We start from the raw sequence: 17286 nt of genomic DNA, 5'->3' as shown, positions 1-17286 counted from the left end.
TGAACCAAGAGAATGTTGGTCTGCATACAAAAATAGCCTCCCTAACCACTAAGTAGTGGGGGAGGCTATTTTATTTCTATCTACGTTAATGTCATAAATCAAGTGGAAAGTGTTACGGTTGAGACTGCTGGTCTTCCTTCTCAGCTTGCTTGCGATGGGCGATCCGGCTGCTTGCGGCTGCCGCGATCGCTCCAACTATATCATCCAGAAATGTATGCTTATGCTCTCCGTGTTTATCATTAAGCATTTTAAGAATCCCCGGCTTTAGCTTATCTACATAACCGAAGTTTGTAAGTCCGATGCTCCCATACACATTTACGATCGACAAGGCAAGTATTTCATCACAGCCATACAATCCCTCATCGTTTTCGATCATTTCCTGCAAAGGAGGGAGCAGCTTGCCTTCCTCTGCAAGTATGTCCAGCTGAATTCCTGTCAGGATCGCATTTTGCACCTCGCGTTTTTGAATAACCGCTTCGACGCTTATAATCGATTCCTCCATTGTCAGGCCCGGGTAGTAGCCCTTTTGCAGAAAAAAGGTTAATTCCGCAATATCCTGTATGGTTACGCCGCGCTGCTTCAGCCAGTCGTTCGCCGCCTCTGCAACCAGCTTTGAATTCAAATTGTAGGTCATATAAATCTCCTCCTGAAGGCTAGTGTCTCATCAAGTCAATTTGGGATGAGAAAGCAGATTAGAATTCCGAATAGTGTTTACCATGCTTTTTAGCTTGATACATCGCATTATCTGCCGATTGAATTAAATCTTCTCCGCTGCCATCCTGAGGATACAGGGCTGCTCCCATACTGCATGTAATTGAAATTTCATGTTGTCCAATGACAAATCGGTTGCTAAGTGCTTGAATTACACGATGTGCCACCTTATCAATATCTTCAGGCATTTCAAATTGCTGCAGCAATATAACGAACTCATCACCGCCCAGACGGCTGACCGTATCAGGATCCCTAACACAGTGCAAGAGCCGCGCAGCTACCTTTTGCAGAAGCTCGTCTCCAACCGCATGTCCATAATTATCATTGATTGCTTTGAAGTCATCCAGGTCCAGATAAAAGACAGCGAGCTTGCGTTGATATCTTTTGGCTAAAAGCAAGGATTGATTATAACGGTCATGGAACAGCCGTCTGTTCGGCAGTCCTGTCAAAGCATCATAGTAGGCCATACGGACTAAGTGTTCTTCCACAGACTTATATGGGCTTATATCCCTTGAGATAATACCGATACCGGTCGGAACGCCTCCATCCTTAATCAAACAGGCTTTACCTTCTACCCACAACAAAGTCCCATCATTTAATTGGTACCTATATTCGAGTGTAAAAGGTTTGTGGTCTTCAATCAGTTGACTGATGCTTTGCAGAAATCGCTCTCTATCTTGCTCGAAAACATGGCTGGAGCCATGCCTTTCAATCAATTCCTCAGAAGGTAATCCCAGCATTTTCTGGAATGACGGGGAGCTGTACGTAATCAATCCATCAAGACCCATGGCCAGAATAAAATCCTCGCTATGGTCGATCAGCTGCCGGAAAAACATGTCCTGAACCGTGTTGTTATTATCCATCGCCCTCACCTCATTAGTTGGGAGTGACTGTGTCTCTTAGTAGATATTTAGATCTATTCTCATTATAGAAATAAGAATGAGGTAAAAGCAATAAAATGTCCTTTAATCGTTTGGAATTTCACAAAAATGATTGTCATAAAACTTGTCTCCTCCTCGTATAGTTGGATTAAGAGAGAAGGACAAACAATCCATATTTTCAAGGAGGAATCATCTATGAAACCGTACAGATGGACTCGATGGGTGGCAGTGACGGGCATCGTGATGTTGCTTACTTCAGGCTGCTCCATATTAGAAAAGAAGGAACATTCGCAATCGATCGATCCTCCGCCAACCGGTGCAGGCGCTAATGCAGGAGAAGCGAAGGCTGTGAGCGGCAGCATGATTCAGAATCCCTCATCCATTACCATCTATGCCAAGGACACTAACGGTTTCATAGCTCCAGTTGGAATTAACGTAGAGAAATCCGTAGAGGTGGCTAAGAAAGCTTTGGAATCTATGGTAGATGGCAGCGCATCGGCTAAGCAATTGCCAGTTGGTTTTACCCCCATTATTTCTAAAGGTACCACAGTAAAGGGCATTAATATTGTGAAGGATCAGAAGCTTGCCATAGTGGATTTCTCCAAGGCATTTACAGATTATAATGTGCAAGACGAGCGGAAAATTCTCGAGGCAATTACTTGGACGCTTACAGGCTTCCCATCTGTTGAAAAAGTGCAGCTCCGCGTTGAAGGCAAGGCTCTTAAAGAAATGCCGCAAGGGGGAACGCCGCTTGATGAGCCGCTTACAAGAGCGCTGGGTATCAATCTAGAGAAGCCTGAGGGGGTCGAATACGGTCAGTCCACCCCTGTAACGGTATACTTCCTCGGACAAAATCATGACAATTACAAATATTATGTACCTGTTACCCGAATGGTTAAACGGACAGACAATGTTGCCAAAGCTGTAATAGAGCAGCTAATTGTGGGACCGGATCAGAAGAAAGGGCTTGCCGCTGTTATGACACCGGGTGCAGAGCTGAAGAAAATTCAAAAGGCGGAAAACTTAATAACGGTCGATTTCTCTGAAAAGGTGCTGGGGCCAGATAAGAAGGCGCCTGCCGAAGCCTTAAACGCAGTAGTGCTTTCGCTTACCGAAAACGCAGGCTCTGCAACGAAGGTCCAGATAACAGTCAACGGAGAAGCTAAGGTTACAACCAGTGAAAATCAAAGCTACAGCAAGCCTGTAAGCCGTCCATCGAATATTAACCAAATAAAATTGTAAAAAACACATGATTTGAACCAGAAAGCACAAATTAGATAAGAATATAAGAATTATTAGATGAGGGAGCCGAGGCTCCCTCCTTTTGTTGGAACTTGAAGCGCCGCTCTGGTACAATGGGAAGGTTGAAATTCAGTTAGCGATAATTCAGGCCGTGCTTACATGCAGATTCTGCACCAAGCAAAAATGTTATGATGTCAGCTTTCCAACGGAAAGCTCCTAGGAGGAATCAATCATGAGAAAAGACGGGAGACAGGAAAACCAAACCCGTTCTGTTTCTATTACAACCCATTATAACAAGCATGCCGAAGGCTCGGTATTGATTGAAGTAGGGGAGACCAAAGTTATTTGTACGGCAACGGTGGAAGAAAGAGTGCCGCCCTTTATGAAAGGGCAAGGAAAGGGCTGGGTGACAGCAGAGTATTCGATGCTGCCAAGGGCAACGCAGGTGCGCAATCAGAGGGAATCGGCCAAAGGCAAGCTGGGAGGCCGCACTATGGAAATCCAGCGCTTGATTGGACGCGCGCTGCGATCCGTTGTCAGCTTGGAAGCATTGGGAGAGCGTTCCATCACCCTGGACTGCGATGTTATCCAAGCGGATGGGGGTACGCGAACGACTTCTATTACGGGAGCATTTGTAGCGATGTCGATCGCTATTGATACGCTTGTGAAGGAAAAGAAGCTGTCCAAGTACCCGATTACCGATTTTCTAGGCTCAGTCAGCGTTGGGGTCGTTAATGAAAAGGCCTGTCTGGATCTCAATTATGAAGAAGATTCCAAAGCCAAAGTCGATATGAACGTGGTCATGACAGGCATGGGTAAATTTGTGGAGGTTCAAGGAACAGGCGAAGATGCTCCGTTTTCCCGCAAAGAGCTGGATGACCTGCTGGCCTTGGCCGAAGTAGGTATTCAAGCAATGATCCGTGAACAGGAGAAGGCTTTGGGGCCTGAAATATCCGCACGAATAAGGAGTGCATCCCATGCTGCCGCCCGGGTCTGAGATAATTGTAGCCACTCGAAATGCCGGCAAAGTCAAAGAGCTTGTTTCGATGTTTCTGAACAAAGGGATTGTTGTAAAAAGCTTGCTTGATTTCGATGACATGCCGGATATCGTGGAAGACGGAGCAACTTTTGCAGATAACGCTTTAATTAAAGCTCGTACTATTGCGCGGCTATTGAGCCTTCCTGTCATTGCAGACGATTCTGGTTTGTGCGTGGACGCATTAAATGGCGAGCCCGGCGTGTTTTCTGCGCGTTATGCGGGAGAGCATGCAACGGATGAGCAAAATAACCGCAAACTGCTGGATGAATTGAAAAAGTCAGGGGACCTGTTAAAGCAGTCTCCTGAGACGGTTTCTGAGCCTATTTATTTAAGTGCTGCGAGGTTCAAATGTGCGATCTGTTTAGTTGACTCTGATGGCAATCCGCTTGTTCAAGTAGAAGCGAGCTGTGAGGGTGTAATTATCGCAGAGGCGCGAGGAACAAACGGCTTTGGTTATGATCCGCTTTTTTACATACCTGAGTTGGAGAGGACAATGGCTGAGCTTGACTTGAAACAAAAGAATAGGCTCAGCCATCGTGGATCTGCCATCCGGCTGTTATGGAAAGCTGTTGAAACTTAAAGCGGAGGTAGATGTGAGTGTGCTTGTGGGAGTGGCGTCACCTCTCCTCTTCTTGTCTACCCTCATTAATCAAGTTAACGGATCGAAACCTTATAGTGTCTTAACCAAGTATCCACTTGAGCCAAATAAGCGAACAGCTGAGGACCTGTCATTAGCTGACCGAACCAAGGCAGATTGAATTGGCTCGCATCTCCCTCAGCCAAGCTGCGTATTTTTGGAACATCAATAAACGGCAGCAGCGGGGAGCTCGAATCATTCAGAATATCCAGCACCCAGGATCGGACTGCTTTCAAATAGCTCGGGTTATGCGTTTTTGGATAGGGACTTTTTTTGCGAGTAAGTACATCCTCAGGGAGAACGCCTCGCAGCGCACGGCGCAGAATGCCTTTTTCCCTGTCGCCGGACGTTTTAATTTCCCAAGGGATGTTCCATACATACTCCACAAGTCTGTGGTCGCAGAACGGAACCCGCACTTCAAGACCGACTGCCATACTCATCCGGTCCTTGCGGTCAAGGAGCGTCGGCATAAAGCGGGTAATGTTAAGGTAAGACATTTCCCGCATCCGGTTTTGGACCTGGTTTTCACCGGCTAGCCGCGGCACTTCCGAAAGCGCCTGACTGTACCGTTCTTTAACATATTGTTCAGGCTTTACCCAGCGAACGAAATCGGGTGATAACAGGTCTACGCGGTCCTTGGTGGCAAGTGACCATGGAAAGGTGCCTGCATTCAAGGCTTCTTCGCGGTGAAACCAGGGGTAACCTCCGAAGATCTCATCGGCGGCCTCTCCGGAAATAGCTACAGTGGCGTCCTTTTTAATCTCACGGCAAAATAAATATAAGGAGCCGTCCACATCGGCCATGCCAGGAAGGTCACGGGCATAGACGGCCGTTTTGAGCGAATCCACAAGCTCAGGAGTATCGAATTCAAGGAAGTGATGCTCACTGCCGAGAAACTCGGTCATTCGTTTAATCCAGGGTGCGTCGGCATTGGGCTGGAAGGTATTCGCTTTGAAATGTTTGTCGTTGTCCACGTAATCGATGGAATAAGTGTGAATAGTGCCCATCTGTTTTTCTTTATAATAGTTGGACGCAAAAGTAGTTAATGCGCTGGAGTCGAGTCCTCCGGACAGCAGTGTGCAAATAGGCACGTCTGACGCTAATTGGCGGATTACCGTATCTTGGAGAAGATCATGGATTCGCTCCGCCGTTGCTTCCACATCATCTTCATGCGGCTTGCTTTCCAGCTTCCAATAAGCCCGGATGCTCAGGCCGTTGCGATCCATGACCATGCAGTGTCCAGGCTTCAATTCAGACATATTGCGGTAAACTCCATGCCCTGGGGTACGAGCAGGACCGATGGCGAATATTTCGGCTAGCCCTTCGCCGCTAATTTGAGCGGGAAAATCAGGATGAGCGAGAATAGCCTTGGGCTCGGACCCGAACAGCAGCCTGCCGTTTTCATACGAATAAAAGAACGGTTTTACGCCGAGTCTGTCTCGTACGAGAAATAAGGATTGGTCAATGGAGTTCCAGATGGCAAATGCAAAAATGCCGTTTAAACGGTCTACGCAGGAACGTCCCCATTCGATAAAAGATACGAGCAGTACTTCAGTGTCGCATGTGGTAGTGAATGTATGTCCGCGCTGCTCCAGTTCTTTTTTTAGCTCAGGAGCGTTGTAGAGCTCTCCGTTGTAGACGATGGTAAATGTGTTTTCACCGTATTTTCGAATCATTGGCTGTATTCCATTAGCCGGATCCATAACGCAAAGACGTCTGTGTCCAAGCGCGCAATGCGGAGTGATCCAAGTACCTGAAGCATCCGGACCGCGATCTGACAAAGTATCCGTCATATGTTCCAGAATGGACGGATATTGGGTTAAATCCTTGTTCCATTCAATCCATCCCGTTATCCCGCACATAGCTTTCATCCCTTCTTGGTGTGTTTAGTCGACAACTATCAAACTTTTCGACAGTGACAGCGTGATTATAAAGGTTATGCATAGGCAAAACAGAAAATGTCTGTCCCGTCAACAGGAAAAGATAGACAAAATACAAATTAGCGTTTACACTATGCGGTAACGGTTTGTGATGATGACCATATTGGATGAATAGAACAAGAGCGATTATCCCACTCTAATCAAAGAGAGGCTTGGAGGGATAAAAGCTTTTATAGTAATTAAAATTCTGTGGTTGCACACATTTGAAAATGTTCTTGTCCTGCGCTATGCTATGTAGATAGCTGTTGATTAAGGATTACAATGGGGTCAGTAGCCAGGCCCGAACCAATCAAGATGAAGAGGTGGTCATACGTATGAAAAAAACAAAACTAGCCAAGCAACAAAGTGAATACAAAGAGGCCAAAGAACGCTTTGAAAAAGCGAATGCGGCTTTTCAAAATAAGCTTGCAACCGTCAAGCTGCTCGGAGTAGTTACCCAGGAGAAAGTTGAAGAGCTAATTGAAGATACAGGCCTGCACAACGCATTGAATGATCTGGGCATTGCTGAGAAGTCTTTGCTGGAATGGTCGCATGAAGCTATTCAGAGCGAGAAGGATTACTTGCAAAACAAGGATGCTGTTGATAAGATGTATGCTTTCATTGATCAGGATCCAAGCATCAAAGCCAAATTAATTCAAGCGGCAATGAAAATTAACTAATAAAATATGAATTTTGAAACAGCGATGGGGATTTCCCCATCGCTGTTTTTTTGGGTTCAGAAAGGATTTTTTAATTGGTTTAGGGCAACCTAATTTGGCAATATGCGAGAACCAGGTATGAAAATCTTTCGCGAAAATAGGTGAGGTCTATGTCCAGGTCTATCAACATGATTCAGGCATCAATGATTGTTCTATGCTCAGTAGGATTGTTGAATCATGTCATCATCATTCCCATATTGCTGGATGTAGCGGATCGAGATGCTTGGGTGTCAGCTGCAGTTGCTTTTTTTCCGTTCATACTCTGGATATTTCTGCTCCAATGGATTGTGAAACGAAGCGCCCAACAGCCGTTATTTGAATGGATACAATCAATAGCCGGAAAAGGAATTTCAAATATACATAAGCTCATATTCGGTATTTTATTGCTGCTGATTGCAGCTATCACGATAAAAGATACGGTAACCTGGGCAGTCGCGTCTTATTTGCCCGAGACCCCGACGTTTGCGTTGGCTTTGCTCCTCGTCAGCCTCTGTTACTTTGCGGCGCGCTCAGGGATTATCTGCATCGCCATTATGAGCGGTATCTTGCTTCCGTTGATTGTACTGTTAGGCTACTTTGTAATGACCGCGAATTTTGTCAACAAGGATTACACAAGGCTGTTTCCTATATTGGAGCTTGGGATGGGGCCGCTGCTCGAAGGCATAATCCATGTTGGAGCCGGATTTGCGGAGCTGATGCTTTTGCTGTTAATTCAGCAGCATATCGGCACGCGAATCAAATGGTGGCATCTAGCCTTACTGGCGGTGCTGATTACGGGATTAACACTGGGACCAACTACGGGCTCCATAGCTGAATTCGGACCTGTAGAATCCGCGAAACATCGGTATCCTGCTTTTGAACAATGGAAACTGGTTATCGTGCAAAGATTCATCGAGAGGGTTGACTTCTTTTCTATTTATCAGTGGTTTGCGGGAGCGTTCGTACGAGTCTCTGTTGCAATGTATTTATTAACCGAACTAAGTCCGTTCAAAGGCAAGAAAAGCAAGCCGGTCTTTCTCATTGCGTTGTCCGTTCTGTTGGTACTTATTATGCTGCTTCCCATTAGCGATATCCAATTTTACGATTGGCTTAAATACAGTTATTTACCGAGCACCTTGATTTGCTACCTTGTTCTTACTTTGAGCTTATTAATCGTAGCGTTCTTTTCCAAAAAAGGAGGGAGTTTACGTGACAAGATGGGATGAGAGAATTCTTCGGGAGATGTTCGAACGCTGTGATGATGTTAAATTTATTGAAATAACGGAATCCGCAGAAATCGAGAAACGCAGGAGCTTGCTTCTAATCTATTGTGAGGGGTTATGCGACACTAAAGCGCTGCAGAACACTTTGCTGCCGAGACTGCAAGCCAGCTTGGAAACAGACATTGTAAGCGATGAAAATGATAGTGCAGATTGGCAAAATATGCTGAAATCAACTTTTAAAGCGGATGCATCAGATCAAGATGTTATGGATGAGCTATTCAAAGGAAATCTTCTTGTATTCGAAATATCCAGCGGTAAGCTGAACTATGTTGAAATGGCTAATCGTCCCGAACGTAAACCTGAGGATTCGAGCTCGGAAATGACCATCAATGGACCTCGGGATAGCTTTATAGAAAATTTGAATGTCAATATTGCTCTCATCCGTAAACGTCTTCGCAGCAATACTTTATGCGTGGAGAAGCATATTCTTGGCAGCCGCAGCAGAACCGAGATAGGTCTTTTGTATTTAAGTGATGTACTGGTAGATGCGACCTTACGCGAAGTAAAGGAAAAATTGTACAATATTGAAACTGAGTCGGTTTTAAGCCAAGAAGAACTGAAGGTATTGCTGACTAGAACAAAAGGCGAGTTTTTTCCGCTAATGAATTTGACGACTCGCACGGATATGGTCGCTGACAGTCTTATTAAAGGACGATTTGTGATCATGATGGATGGCAACCCCACCGTACTCATAGCACCGGTTAATATCTCATACGCAATGACTGTTGGCGAGGATATGCATACGCCTCTGCCGCTTCTGTATATTGAAATGATCATGAGGAGAGTGGGGCTTTTAATTACGCTCTTGATGCCGGGCTTTTGGGTTGCCCTTACCTCTTATCATCAAGATCAAATTCCTTTCCCACTTCTCGCAACTATCGCGGTAGCTACCGAAGGTACGCCGCTCTCAGGACCGATGGAAATATTATTGATGACACTCTTGTTTCAATTTTTTTTAGAGGCGGGCAGTCGGCTGCCTTCAGCTTTAGGGCCTTCAATATCTGTTGTTGGAGGCTTGATTATCGGGGATGCGGTCATTAAAGCGGGATTGACCTCGCCTGCCACACTAGTTGTTGCCGCTGTTACTTCAACAGCCCAGTTTACATTGGTTGGGGGATTGTTCGGCATAAGTGTTGGGCTGCTGCGAATATATATTTTTCTCTTTGCTTCTTTTTTTGGATTGTTCGGATTTTTTACTGCCGTATTTTCAATATTGATTTATATGTCCAATTTAAAGTCTTTTGGTGTACCTTATTTGGCTCCTTTTTCACCAGTTAATTGGAAGGATTTATGGTTTGTATTAACTCTGCACCCCCGCGGCAGACGCCAAACCAAGCCTGAGCTGCTGACTCCCCAGAAGGATCATACGGGACGCAGAGGAGGGCAATCGCAATGAGGCGAGGTTTGCTTCTTGCGACCATGCTGCTTGTCAATGCCGTCCTTTTGAGCGGATGCTGGAATGCATCGGACATTGATAATTTGGATTATGTGAATGCAATCGGGATTGATTATTCGAAAGAGGAGAAACAATTTACCGTCTATTTACAGCTTCTTAGCTTCGAAAAGGTTGCAAAAACAGATACAGGGAACAAAAGCACCTCAACCCCGGCATGGATTGGAATCGGCAAGGGAAAAACTTATGTGGATGCAGTCGGAAATATTTCTTTGGAGGCAGAAAAACGTTTATATTGGGGACATGTTACGGCATTGGTTATGGGAGAGGGGCTGCTTGCTAAAGGAGATATAACGGATGTGCTGCAAACCTTTTTCAGATTTTATGAGCTTCGATATACAATGTGGGTCTATGGAACACGCAGCAAGCTGAATGAGCTTTTTATCGCAACCCCGAACTTTGAACAATCCCGATTGAATATGCTGATCCATAAGCCTATAGACAACTTTAAACAGCGCTCGTACATAACCCCGATGCGTCTTAATGATTTCATTGCCACATATTATGAGCCTGTACAAACACTATTGTTGCCAGCTGTTTCCGTCAGTAAAGAGGTTTGGCACAGAAATGACGAGCCGTTGGGATCGATGCGCTTTGAGGGGATTTTCCCTTTCAGGCAAAATAAAAGCGAAGGCTTTATGCCTTTGGAACAGGTAAAAGGGCTTAGATGGGTCGAGAAAAATACTAACAGAGCGCCTGTTTCGGTAACCGAAAAAGGAAAGGAGCTAGCTAATCTGCGGATGAGGAGGCCGCATTACTCGGTTAAGATCAGGGAGGAGAACAGCAAGCCTGTGTTCGATCTTCATGTAAAAGTGGATGGAGCTATCACGGATTTGAACGAGCAGGTTTCCGAGCAAACCCTTTGCAGGCAGGCTGAAAAAATAATCGAAAAGGAAATTCGGGAGACCTATGAAAATGGACTGAAGCTGAAAGTAGATCTGCTTGAACTTCAAAAGCATCTGTATGTTCGAGGGGCGAAACGTTTCCGGGAGTACGATAAGGATAAAGATCAATTCGTTTTGGAGTCAAACTCTTTGGGTAATGTGAAGGTACAGGTAGAGATAACTACGGCAGGTAAGTATACATATCGTATGTACAAGGATTAGCACATTAGCAACAGGATAGGGGAGAATAACCGCTGGTTTTGCTTTCCGGCCTCGAATCGGGTACACTGCTTTCAAAGAGCAAGCTTGTGAAGTGACAGCAAATGCTTACGAAGTTGGTTTCGCTTTAAGCGAAACTCTTAGGGGAGGCGGTGTGTTTTTGACCGAGAAGCCGAACGATAATGTCATTCTTTTTCCTAAAACTGTTGAATACTACCAATTTGAGCTGACCCGAATGCTGGAAACAGAACGTTATGGCGAAGCCATCCGAATGCTGGAGTTTTTGCTTACATGCCATAATCAAGACAAGAGGATAGAGGATGAGTGGCTCGCGCTGCTGCAGTGGCTGCAAACGATGTTCCCCGATCAAATATTTCCTTCTCTGGATAGCGAGGAAGAGGAGGAATTGTCTGAAGCCGACATGTTTCGTCAGCATTTGGCTGTGAAGGAACGGGCTGATAGCGGCTACACAGAAAGGCTCCTGGACCTGCTCAAGCAGCCCCAATCTGTCGAAAACTTATTGCTGGCACTCGATCAATTAGCATTTCTGGAGCATCCTGAAATCAATAAAAAGCTTGGGGAATTCGTCACAAAACAAGAGCAGCATCCCATCATCCAGTATAAGGTTCTCCAAACTCTCAAGCTCCGCGGAGTGACAGGTCCGCTGAAATTGTCGAAGCAGGGAGAGACGATTGTTGTTGACGTTGAGGACACCCCCGTTACTTTTGGCGATTTTCCGGATCCAATCGGTGAGATTATTGAGCGAATACAAGATATGAGTCAAACGGTTCAGCCGGCTTTAGCTTATTTTGCTCAAGAAACATGGAATGAATTTTTAGCTTACATATATGGTACTGCACAGTACCGGCAGATGCTCCGACAAGAGCAGGCCTGTGTGGATGTTTGGGCTGCAGCTTTTCATTTCGTTCTGCTTGAGAAAGTGTTCAACAGTGGGGATAAAGAAGAAATCCTTGACCTGTATGGGATTACGAATGATCTTGTTTTCCAATGGGAGCAAGCCTATAGGGTCATGCAGTCGTTTGCTTCTTCTACGTTTTCACGAAGTCAGGGAGAGTGAATATATTTCCTTTTCCTTTACTTGAAAACAAAAAAGGGTATGTTATAATAGAATGGTTATATTGACGATTTGGGACAACATAACCTCCCAATATGGTCAGGACGTGAAAAAGTTATGGATAATTTTTGGAGGGGAAAGCATAAAATGAAAGCAAGCTGGGAAAAAATAGAGAAGAACGTTGGCGTTCTTGAAATCGAAGTTGAAGCGGAGCAAGTAGCAGTAGCTCTGGACAAAGCATTTAAAAAGGTAGTTCAAAAGGTAAATGTTCCAGGATTCCGTAAAGGTAAAGTACCTCGTTCCATTTTTGAATCGAAATTTGGCGTTGAAAGCTTGTATCAAGATGCTCTTGATATCGTTGTTCCGGAAGCATACACAGAAGCAGTTGGAGAAACTGGGATTCACCCGGTTGACCGTCCTGAAGTTGATGTAGAGCAATTTGGTAAAGGCCAAGTTTTGAAATTCAAAGCTAAGGTTATTGTTAAGCCTGAGGTTGAGCTGGGCGAATACAAAGGCATTGAGCTTGAGTCGAAAGAAGCGGCTGTTACTGAAGAGGAAATCAATGAAGAGCTTGATAAGCTGCAAAAGCGTCATGCGGAACTCGTTCCTTTAGAAGAAGGTGCAGTTGAGAACGGCGATACTGTATCCATCGACTTCGAAGGATTCGTGGATGGCGTTGCTTTTGAAGGCGGCCAAGCAGAGAAGTATTCTCTTGAAATCGGATCAGGCAGCTTTATTCCTGGGTTCGAAGAGCAAGTTATCGGTTTGAACAAGGGCGAAGACAAAGATATTACAGTGAGCTTCCCTGAGAACTATCATTCCGAAGATTTGAAAGGCAAGCAAGCTGTTTTCAAAATTCATTTGCATGACATCAAACGCAAAAACCTTCCTGCTCTTGACGATGAGTTTGCAAAAGACGTCAGTGAGTTTGAAACATTGGAAGAGTTCAAAAGCGATTTGGGCAAAAACTTGCAAACTCGCAAAGAATCCGAGCTTCAACGCAACAAAGAAGCAGAAGTGGTTGAAAAAGCCGCTGCAGCTGCAACAATTGAGATCCCTGAAGTTATGATCGATAACGAGACCGCTCAAATGGTTAAGGAATTCGAAAGTCGCTTGAGCTCTCAAGGTATGAATCTTGAAATGTACTTCCAGTTTACTGGCCAAAGCGAAGAATTGTTGAAAGGCCAAATGCGCGGCGACGCTGAGAAGCGCGTTCGTAATAACTTGGTTCTTGAAGCGATCGCTAAAGCTGAAGGCATCGAAGCATCCGAAGAGGAGATCAATGCTGAATTGGAAAACATGTCCAAGATGTACCAACGTCCTGCTCATGAGCTTCGTGCTATCCTGAGTGCTAATGGCAATCTGGGCGATTTGACGCATGATCTTATTGTTAAGAAAACAGTTGACTTCTTGCTTGAAAACAGCAAGTAATATAGTGGAAGGGGCACGTGATTATACGTGCCCTTCTCTGTAGCTACGGAAGTCACCGAGAATCACCCCTAAATCCCCTTATAGGGGACCCCAGGGGTTTCGCCCCCTGGACGACGATTAAAATACATATGATTTAGGATTGAATTTGGTGCAGGTGCTCGCGTCCGTCTGAATGCGGGTCTACTCTTCGAGTGACCCGGCATTCAGACACGCTTAACTTCGTGCAGGAGCTCGCTTATCGTCTGACGAGGCACCCCCAGTGAATGGGGAGCCAATGTCAGACACGCTTTACGGTTTCGATAGACCGCAAACCAGAAGCGTGTCCTGGCCTCGACTGTAGGTAGGGCCGGGACGGACGCGATTTCACCACATAACGTTTCATCGAAGTACATAGGCGCGGATTTGAACCCGCCACAATCGTAAAGCGTGTCCTGGCCTCGACCGTAGGTAGGGCCAGGACGGACGCGATCCCCAGCACATAAAGTATCATCGAAGCGCATAAGTTTGCCTCCAGACTGCCTTTAGGCGGGTCCAGGGGCGCAGCCTCTAGGGTCCCCCCTTGGAGAAGGGGGGATTTAGGGGGGATGAAAATGACTTTAGTTTTTAAAAGTGATACAATGAAAATCGTAATACATTTTGGAGCAAAGGGGTTGGAACAATGGGTCTGATACCTATGGTTGTTGAGCAGGAAGGACGCGGGGAACGTTCGTACGATATTTATTCCCGCCTCTTGAAGGACAGAATTATTTTTATCGGTACTGGCATTGACGATGATGTTGCCAACCTCGTTATTGCGCAGTTACTCTTTTTATCTGCGCAGGATGCAGAGAAGGATATTCATCTATACATCAATTCACCGGGTGGTTCAGTGACAGCCGGAATGGGTATATACGATACGATGCAGTTCATCAAGCCTGACGTATCAACGATTTGCGTCGGAATGGCAGCTAGTATGGGTTCGTTGTTGTTGACAGCCGGAGCCAAAGGTAAACGCTTTTCATTGCCTAACAGCGAGGTGATGATTCATCAGCCGTTGGGTGGAGTTAGAGGCCAGGCATCGGATATTAAAATCCATGCGGAGTGGATTATCAAAACCAAGAATAAACTAAACCAGATCTATGTGGAACGTACGGGTCAGCCGCTTGAGAAAATTGAGCGCGACACGGATCGTGACAACTTTATGAGTGCGGAAGAAGCCAAAGAATACGGGCTTATTGATGCAGTTATCACTCGTAATGAACTGAATGGATAAGGAGTGATCCCATGTTTAAATTTAACGATGAAAAAGGTCAACTCAAATGCTCCTTTTGCGGCAAGTCGCAAGAACAAGTTCGTAAGCTGGTTGCCGGACCAGGTGTTTATATTTGTGATGAGTGTATAGAGCTTTGTACGGAAATCGTTGAGGAAGAGTTGGGTCACGAAGAAGAACTCGATCTCAAGGACGTTCCTAAACCGAAAGAAATCCGCAATATTTTGGATCAGTACGTCATTGGTCAAGATCAAGCCAAAAAATCGCTTTCTGTAGCGGTTTACAATCACTACAAACGGATTAATTCCCAGCAATCCAAGCTGGAAGATGTGGAGCTTCAAAAAAGTAATATTGTCCTTCTTGGTCCTACCGGAAGCGGCAAAACGTTGCTTGCTCAAACGCTGGCCAAAATCTTGAATGTTCCGTTCGCAATCGCTGATGCCACTTCTTTAACTGAAGCGGGTTATGTGGGCGAGGATGTAGAAAACATTCTGCTGAAGCTGATTCAAGCTGCGGATTACGATGTAGAAAAGGCTGAACGTGGTATTATCTACATTGATGAAATTGACAAAGTAGCACGTAAATCGGAAAATCCGTCTATTACACGAGATGTGTCCGGCGAAGGTGTGCAGCAAGCCCTTTTGAAAATTTTGGAGGGTACGGTTGCTTCCGTTCCACCACAAGGCGGGCGTAAGCACCCGCATCAAGAGTTCATTCAAATCGACACAACCAACATTTTGTTTATTTGCGGCGGTGCATTTGATGGGCTGGAGCAAATTATCAAACGCAGAATCGGCAAGAAAGTCATTGGTTTCGGTACCGATGGTCTGAAAGCTGATTTGAAACCAGGCGAGTACTTGACGATGGTGCTGCCTGAAGACTTGCTAAGATTCGGGTTAATTCCCGAGTTTGTAGGACGTTTGCCAGTAATCTCAACTTTGGAGCCGTTAGATGAAGCTGCTTTGGTGCGGATTTTGACAGAGCCTAAGAATGCATTGGTCAAACAGTACCAAAAAATGCTAGAGATGGATAATGTAACGCTTGATTTCAACCAGGAAGCTTTGGATGAAATTGCCCGTGAAGCCATCAAACGTAATACGGGAGCCCGTGGCTTGCGTGCTATCATTGAAAGCATCATGCTGGAAGTGATGTATGAAGCGCCGTCTCGTACGGAAGTTTCCAATTGTGTCGTGACCAAGGAAGCGGTTCAAGCAAAGACTGCACCTGAAATCACATCGAAGGATGAAAAATCCGTTAAGAAAAAAGAAGAGAGTGCTTAAGCACTCTCTATTGAATAAACTAAACCATAACAACCTCCAATCCAATATTAAGCCCACCCAGGCTTTATGACGGAGCGGAGGATGTTTGGTATTATAGGAGCGATTGAAGCTATGTTCCATAGAACGGAGACTATTCCTGTCAAAGTAGGAGATCTGACTATAGGCGGCAGCAATGAGGTTGTCATGCAAAGCATGTGCACCACGAAAACGGCGGATGTGAAATCTACCGTTGCGGAAATTCACCGCTTGCAAGATGCCGGCTGCCAGATTGTCCGTGTTACTGTCAACAATAAGGAAGCTGCTGAAGCTATTAAGGAAATTAAGAAGCAGATCAGCATTCCGTTAGTAGCCGATATTCACTTTGATCACAGGCTGGCTCTTCTAGCCATAGAGAACGGCATTGACAAGGTACGGATCAATCCTGGCAATATCGGTCGCCGTGAGAAGGTTGAGGCCGTTGTGAAAGCGTGCAAGGAACGCGGAATACCGATTCGTATCGGTGTTAATGCAGGGTCGCTTGAGAATCATTTGCTGGAGAAGTATGGCTACCCGACGCCTGAGGCGATGGTGGAAAGCGCGCTATATCATATTAATATTTTGGAAGAGCTTGATTTCCGGGATATTATTGTTTCTTTGAAAGCTTCCGATGTACCGATGGCTATTGCTGCTTATTCCAAAGCCGCGGCTGCGTTCCGCTATCCGCTGCATTTGGGAATTACTGAAGCCGGTACTCTTTTTACAGGCTCAGTGAAAAGCTCGGCAGGTATTGGAGCCTTGCTAAGCATGGGACTTGGATCGACGGTACGAATTTCTTTGAGTGCCGATCCAGTGGAGGAAATCAAGGTTGCACGTGAGCTGCTTAAAACATTCGGACTTATTACTAATGCTGCTACATTAGTTTCTTGCCCTACTTGCGGACGATTAGATATTGACTTATTTTCCATTGCTAATGAGGTCGAGGAATATATATCCAAAATTAAAGTCCCAATAAAAGTATCCGTATTGGGATGTGCGGTTAACGGTCCTGGAGAAGCGAGAGAGGCGGATATTGGGATCGCTGGAGCGCGCGGCGAAGGCATGCTGTTTCGCTATGGGGAAATGATTCGTAAAGTCCCTGAAGCTGAACTGCTAAGCGAATTGAAGAAAGAAATTGATATCATTGTGGAGCATTTTACCCGCACTGGCGAGATTCCAGGTAGAAAGCATCACGCACCCCAGCAAGCTTAAAATATAATAATGAAATTTTATAAACATAAAGCAGCGTTACCCAAATCGGGTTCGCTGC

General features: G+C 45.4%; 15 protein-coding genes. 12 read left to right on the top strand and 3 right to left on the bottom strand.

All coding sequences use genetic code 11. The features are described from left to right. Positions 1-112 precede the first annotated feature (112 nt). On the bottom strand, positions 113-634 hold the full coding sequence (locus NV381_RS00365; protein ID WP_258211266.1) for a phosphatidylglycerophosphatase A: 522 nt from the start codon (positions 632-634) through the stop codon (positions 113-115). Between the two features lie 58 nt (positions 635-692). Beyond that, positions 693-1574: a sensor domain-containing diguanylate cyclase gene (locus tag NV381_RS00360; RefSeq protein ID WP_258211265.1), complete on the bottom strand. Its 882-nt coding sequence runs from the start codon at positions 1572-1574 to the stop codon at positions 693-695. A 213-nt stretch (positions 1575-1787) separates the two neighbouring features. On the opposite strand from NV381_RS00360, the gene NV381_RS00355 reads away from it, so the two are divergent. From NV381_RS00355 to NV381_RS00345, 3 genes are all read left to right on the top strand, one after another. Then, a complete protein-coding gene (locus NV381_RS00355) occupies positions 1788-2834 on the top strand; it encodes a GerMN domain-containing protein (RefSeq protein ID WP_258211264.1) in 1047 nt (348 codons plus the stop codon). Positions 2835-3066: 232 nt separating this feature from the next. Beyond that, positions 3067-3831, top strand: coding sequence for a ribonuclease PH (gene rph, locus NV381_RS00350; protein ID WP_258211263.1), 765 nt, complete (start codon positions 3067-3069; stop codon positions 3829-3831). Further along, on the top strand, positions 3812-4453 hold the full coding sequence (locus tag NV381_RS00345) for an XTP/dITP diphosphatase (protein WP_258211262.1): 642 nt from the start codon (positions 3812-3814) through the stop codon (positions 4451-4453). The genes rph and NV381_RS00345 overlap by 20 nt, the downstream gene beginning before the upstream one ends. A gap of 74 nt (positions 4454-4527) precedes the next feature. Here NV381_RS00345 and asnB read toward each other — a convergent pair whose 3' ends face one another. Continuing rightward, complete coding sequence (gene asnB / locus NV381_RS00340; protein ID WP_258211261.1) at positions 4528-6372, bottom strand: asparagine synthase (glutamine-hydrolyzing); 1845 nt, start codon at positions 6370-6372, stop codon at positions 4528-4530. Between the two features lie 392 nt (positions 6373-6764). Here asnB and NV381_RS00335 point away from each other — a divergent pair, with 392 nt between their 5' ends. From NV381_RS00335 to ispG, 9 genes are all read left to right on the top strand, one after another. Then, positions 6765-7109 (top strand): hypothetical protein, encoded by a 345-nt coding sequence (locus tag NV381_RS00335; RefSeq protein WP_258211260.1) that lies wholly within the window; start codon positions 6765-6767, stop codon positions 7107-7109. A gap of 149 nt (positions 7110-7258) precedes the next feature. After that, positions 7259-8353, top strand: a complete 1095-nt coding sequence (locus NV381_RS00330) for a GerAB/ArcD/ProY family transporter (RefSeq protein WP_258211259.1) — start codon at positions 7259-7261, stop codon at positions 8351-8353. Beyond that, entirely contained in the window at positions 8337-9806 is a 1470-nt protein-coding gene (locus tag NV381_RS00325; protein WP_258211258.1) for a spore germination protein, read from the top strand. The genes NV381_RS00330 and NV381_RS00325 overlap by 17 nt, the downstream gene beginning before the upstream one ends. Further along, positions 9803-10969, top strand: a complete 1167-nt coding sequence (locus tag NV381_RS00320) for a Ger(x)C family spore germination protein (RefSeq protein ID WP_258211257.1) — start codon at positions 9803-9805, stop codon at positions 10967-10969. The genes NV381_RS00325 and NV381_RS00320 overlap by 4 nt, the downstream gene beginning before the upstream one ends. A gap of 91 nt (positions 10970-11060) precedes the next feature. Beyond that, entirely contained in the window at positions 11061-12044 is a 984-nt protein-coding gene (locus NV381_RS00315; RefSeq protein ID WP_258211256.1) for a hypothetical protein, read from the top strand. 144 nt (positions 12045-12188) lie between these two features. After that, the gene (gene tig, locus NV381_RS00310) at positions 12189-13472 is read left to right on the top strand and encodes a trigger factor (RefSeq protein ID WP_258211255.1); all 1284 of its coding nucleotides are present in this window, start codon (positions 12189-12191) and stop codon (positions 13470-13472) included. A 658-nt stretch (positions 13473-14130) separates the two neighbouring features. Next, positions 14131-14724 (top strand): ATP-dependent Clp endopeptidase proteolytic subunit ClpP, encoded by a 594-nt coding sequence (gene clpP / locus NV381_RS00305; RefSeq protein WP_258211254.1) that lies wholly within the window; start codon positions 14131-14133, stop codon positions 14722-14724. An 11-nt stretch (positions 14725-14735) separates the two neighbouring features. Further along, positions 14736-16001, top strand: coding sequence for an ATP-dependent protease ATP-binding subunit ClpX (gene clpX / locus NV381_RS00300; protein ID WP_258211253.1), 1266 nt, complete (start codon positions 14736-14738; stop codon positions 15999-16001). Positions 16002-16112: 111 nt separating this feature from the next. Continuing rightward, a complete protein-coding gene (ispG, locus tag NV381_RS00295) occupies positions 16113-17228 on the top strand; it encodes a flavodoxin-dependent (E)-4-hydroxy-3-methylbut-2-enyl-diphosphate synthase (protein WP_258211693.1) in 1116 nt (371 codons plus the stop codon). Positions 17229-17286: the final 58 nt, after the last annotated feature.

Origin of the sequence: Paenibacillus radicis (ex Xue et al. 2023) (assembly GCF_024722015.1) — a bacterium.
Classification (GTDB): Bacteria; Bacillota; Bacilli; order Paenibacillales; family NBRC-103111; genus Paenibacillus_S.
The sequence above is the reverse complement of the archived record's forward strand: the minus strand, read 5'-3'. Positions and strand labels throughout refer to the sequence as shown.